5 protein-coding genes are annotated in these 4,524 nt (G+C 38.2%); all 5 read left to right on the forward strand.

Annotated elements, in window-relative coordinates:
• Window positions 1–1,430: sodium:proton antiporter NhaD (gene nhaD / locus HRT72_14040; GenBank protein ID NQY68830.1), on the forward strand; the 1,430-nt coding region annotated here is incomplete at its 5' end.
• A gap of 176 nt (window positions 1,431–1,606) precedes the next feature.
• Complete coding sequence (locus HRT72_14045; GenBank protein ID NQY68831.1) at window positions 1,607–2,257, forward strand: MotA/TolQ/ExbB proton channel family protein; 651 nt, start codon at window positions 1,607–1,609, stop codon at window positions 2,255–2,257.
• Window positions 2,258–2,259: 2 nt separating this feature from the next.
• On the forward strand, window positions 2,260–2,649 hold the full coding sequence (locus tag HRT72_14050; protein NQY68832.1) for a biopolymer transporter ExbD: 390 nt from the start codon (window positions 2,260–2,262) through the stop codon (window positions 2,647–2,649).
• A 5-nt stretch (window positions 2,650–2,654) separates the two neighbouring features.
• Window positions 2,655–3,446, forward strand: a complete 792-nt coding sequence (locus HRT72_14055; protein NQY68833.1) for a hypothetical protein — start codon at window positions 2,655–2,657, stop codon at window positions 3,444–3,446.
• A 3-nt stretch (window positions 3,447–3,449) separates the two neighbouring features.
• On the forward strand, window positions 3,450–4,524 hold a 1,075-nt coding region (locus HRT72_14060), incomplete at its 3' end, for a bifunctional folylpolyglutamate synthase/dihydrofolate synthase (protein ID NQY68834.1).

A 4,524-nucleotide genomic window follows, 5' to 3' on the forward strand; every position in this document is an offset into this window, starting at 1 on the left:
ATTTATTGATGTTTATCGTATTTGTTCTTGGCTACATGGCAATAGCTTTTGAACACCCATTAAAAATTGATAAAGCAGCATCTGCTCTTCTAACGGCGGTAATATGTTGGACAATATATGCATTTGCAAAAGTTGACATTCTTGGTGTCGATCTTAATTGGAGTCTTGATGAGTTTAAAGATCAAGCACATCACATCTCAAAATCCTTAGGCCATTTTGCTTGGAGCCACGAATACAGGCCAACTGGTGTTGAAGGAGAATACATGGAGAATACGGGTTGGATGATGGATCACTTTATTCCGCATGAATTGGCTCATCATTTAAGCGAGATTGCTCAAATACTTTTCTTCCTACTCGGAGCGATGACCATTGTAGAGCTTATTGATGCTCATGAAGGATTTGCAGTTATTACAGATAGAATAACAACAACAAAAAGGGTCACATTAATCTGGACATTAAGCATCATTACTTTCTTTCTTTCCGCTGCTTTAGATAATCTTACTACAGCTATAGTAATGTCTGCACTACTTAAAAAAATAATAAAAGACAAAAACGATATTTGGTTCTTTGCTGGCATTATTATTATCGCCGCTAACGCAGGTGGTGCATGGTCTCCTATAGGTGATGTAACTACAATAATGCTATGGATTGGTGGCCAGGTTACCGCGGGTAGTATTGTTACATCAACGCTAATTCCTAGCATGGTTTGTCTTCTTGTTCCGTTAATTATAGTTTCTTTCACTCTTAAAGGGAACATTACTCCAGCTCTAGGAATGGTTGACAAAGAACATCTGATTGCGCCTACAACCACATTCCAGAGAAATTTAATATTCGGGATAGGAGTTAGTGCACTCCTTTTTGTTCCTGTTTTCAAAACGATTACTCATCTCCCTCCATTTATGGGGATCCTCTTTGGTCTAGGTGTATTATGGGTGGTAACAGAGATTATCCATAAAGAAAAGAATTCTGAGGAGAAATCTAAAACATCAGTAATTGGTGTACTACGTAAAATTGATACTGCTAGTGTCTTGTTCTTCTTAGGGATATTAATAGCAGTAGCAAGTTTACAATCGGCTGGGCACTTGGAGCAATTAGCAATTCTTCTTGAAGAGTCTTTAGGTAATATTTATGTAATAAATCTTGTTATTGGTGTTCTTTCATCTATCGTTGATAATGTACCACTTGTTGCAGGTGCAATGGGGATGTATGAAATGACGACTTACCCTGTTGACCATGACTTCTGGAAATTCTTAGCCTATTGTGCTGGAACGGGAGGAAGTTGTTTAATTATAGGATCTGCCGCCGGTGTTGCTGCCATGGGTATTTTAAAAATAGATTTCATCTATTATGTAAAAAACACTACGCTTTACGCTTTGGCCGGATATCTTGCAGGAGCAGCTACCTATTACTTCTTCTTTGCTAACATATAAGCTCAGCTCACGAAAGCTAACAATCGCTTGTTAAGAATTATAGATTAACCAGAGATTTAACACCTCTGATATGCGTTATTTTCGCATAAAGTACATCTAAACTAATTCTAAACATGCTGAATAATATACTGTTACAAATTAATGTAGCAACAGATTCTCTTACAACTGCTGAGGGAATGGAGGACGTAATCCCTCACGAAGAAACAATTTCGATTCTTGAATTACTTGCAAAAGGCGGATGGTACATCATGCTACCCCTTGCTATTCTTTCAGTTATCGCAGTATATATAATTATCGAACGGTTTTTTGCGGTACAAGCTGCCTCTAAATCAGACGTTAATTTCATGAACCAGATTAGAGACTTTATCCACGATGGCAAAATAGAAGCTGCTCAATCTCTTTGCGAAACAAGTGACACACCAACTTCAAGAATGATTTCTAAAGGAGTTGCCCGAATCGGCAAACCTCTATCTGATATTAAAGAGTCTATTGAAAATGTAGGAAATTTAGAGATCAGCATGATGGAAAAGGGAATTAACACGCTGGGTACTATTTCAGGTGCAGCTCCAATGATTGGTTTCTTAGGGACTGTAATCGGAATGATCAAAACATTCCACGACATGTACACAGCAGGTAACGAAGTACAAGTAAGCAACCTTGCCGGAGGTATCATGCAAGCTATGGTAACTACCGCTGCTGGTCTTGTAATCGGAATTATTGCCTATGTTGGTTACAACGTGATTGTATCTAAAGTGCAAAGAGTTATTAATCGTTTAGAAGCAACTACCGTTGAGTTTATGGATGTACTTAATGAACCATCAAAATAGTTATGGCATTAAAACCTAGAAATAAAGTAGATGTATCGTTTAACATGTCGTCGATGACCGATATTGTTTTTCTACTGCTCGTTTTCTTTATAGTACTCTCTACATTAGTAAGTCCTTATGGCCTAAACGTGGTATTGCCGAACAGTAGTGCCCAAAGTAAAGGACCAAAGAACTTTACAATAACCATTACAGACGAGCCCATTTTTGCGCTTAATGGTGATGAAATGGACATTGTAACACTTGAGGCTACTTTAAAGCAAAAGATGACTGGTATTGACGATCCAGGCATTGTTGTTAAAGCTGACGAAATGGTTCCTCACGGATTTGTTGTTCAGATAATGGACATAGCCAATAGAAACAAATATAAACTCGTTATAGCTACGAAGCCCTAACGAATATGACTGAACTGTTCCAAGATAAAGAAAGACGTAAAGGTCTTATTGGCACTATCCTGATACACCTTATACTGCTGCTGTTGTTCATCTTTTTTGGACTAACGCACATGTTGCCTATACCTGAAACTGGTATGGTCGTCGACTTTGGAATGGTTGAAGATGGTTTTGGTGAAGAAACTCCTACAGCACCGGTTGAAGAACCTGAACCCGTAACAGAAGCGGTATCAACTCCTGTTGAGCAAGTAGTTGTATCAGAAGATATAATGACGCAAGAAACAGTAGAAACTGTTACAGTTAAAGATGAAGAGAAAAAAGTCGATGAAGTTAAAGAAGTTGTTCCTGAAGCGGAGCCAATAAAGCCTCAAAAAAAAGTAGAAGATCGTTTCCGAAAGATGAAACAAAAAATGGAAGATAAAAAGGCTAAAGAAACAAGTCAAGGAGAAGGAGACACTTCGGGAGACGGAGACGCTGGAAACCCAGAAGGAACACAATCCGACAATTACCTTGGCATACCAGGAGATGGAAACTCATTCTCTCTTGGCAATAGAAAATCAAAACACCTTCCAAGTCCAGATAGTAATATCCAAGAAGAAGGAAAAGTAATCGTAGCAATTAAAGTTGATCGATTCGGGAACGTGGTTTGGGCTAAAGCTGGATCAAGAGGATCTACTATATCAGATTTAGGCCTATATAAAAGAGCTGAAGAAGCCGCTTATAAGGCTAAGTTCTCTATTGATAAAAATGCTACGGAAGAGCAATTAGGTTCTATTACCTATATCTTCATGCTAAACTAGCGAATGGACTACCAGCAAACGCTTGACTTTCTTTTTAGTCAGCTCCCAATATATCAGCGACAAGGAAAAATTGCCTACCGAGCAGATCTAGGAAATATCATCGATCTATGTAAAGCGATGGGGAATCCACAGAACAAATTCAAATCCATACATGTTGCTGGCACAAATGGAAAAGGGTCTGTTAGCCACATGCTGTCGTCTGTATTGCAAAGCACAGGTCTAAAAGTTGGTCTATACACCTCACCTCATCTAAAAGACTTTCGGGAAAGAGTTAAAGTAAACGGGAAAATGATCCCACAGAAAGGCGTTGTTGACTTCGTTGCCAAACACAAAGATTTAATAGAAAAATTAGATCCTTCTTTTTTCGAGATGACTGTAGCATTAGCATTTAGTTACTTTGCTGGAGTAAAAGTAGACATCGCTATTATTGAAGTTGGTTTAGGTGGCCGATTAGATTCTACAAACATTATTACTCCCCAGCTTTCCATCATTACGAACATCAGTAAAGACCACACCAACCTTCTAGGGAATACTATTACCCAAATAGCCACAGAGAAAGCAGGCATTATCAAAAGCAAAATCCCTGTTGTAATCGGAGAACGAACTACTACAACATCCAAGGTATTCGACAAAATTGCAAGCGATGCGAAAGCTCCGATAAGTTACGCCTCCGATAATATTTTATTACTAAAGGACAAAACAACCAAATTAGGCACGCACCAATCTTTTGATGTTTTTAATTACGGAGAAGCAACTCTCTCTAACCTGCAGCTCGATCTACTTGGTGAGTACCAGGCTAAAAATCTAAAAACCGTTCTCTATGCTGTAAATATTCTTCGAAAAAAGAAATATGAAATTCCAGAGAAACAATTACGTAAAGGGTTAACAAGTGTTAGGAAAACCAGTGGTTTCCAAGGGCGCTTTCAGGTTTTAAATACTAATCCGTTAACAATATGTGATCCAGGACATAATGTAGCTGGCATCAAAGAAATAATCAAACAGCTTGACAATATAAAATATAAAGCACTTCATTTTGTTATTGGAATGGTTAACGATAAGTCAATTGGAGAAGTACTAA

The organism is Flavobacteriales bacterium, assembly GCA_013214975.1.
GTDB lineage: Bacteria > Bacteroidota > Bacteroidia > DT-38 > DT-38 > DT-38.

Coding starts and splice junctions, on each gene's coding strand:
- HRT72_14055 (NQY68833.1), top strand. CDS start 2,655: ATGACTGAACTGTTCCAAGATAAAGAAAGACGTAAAGGTCTTATTGGC.
- HRT72_14050 (NQY68832.1), top strand. CDS start 2,260: ATGGCATTAAAACCTAGAAATAAAGTAGATGTATCGTTTAACATGTCG.
- HRT72_14045 (NQY68831.1), top strand. CDS start 1,607: ATGGAGGACGTAATCCCTCACGAAGAAACAATTTCGATTCTTGAATTA.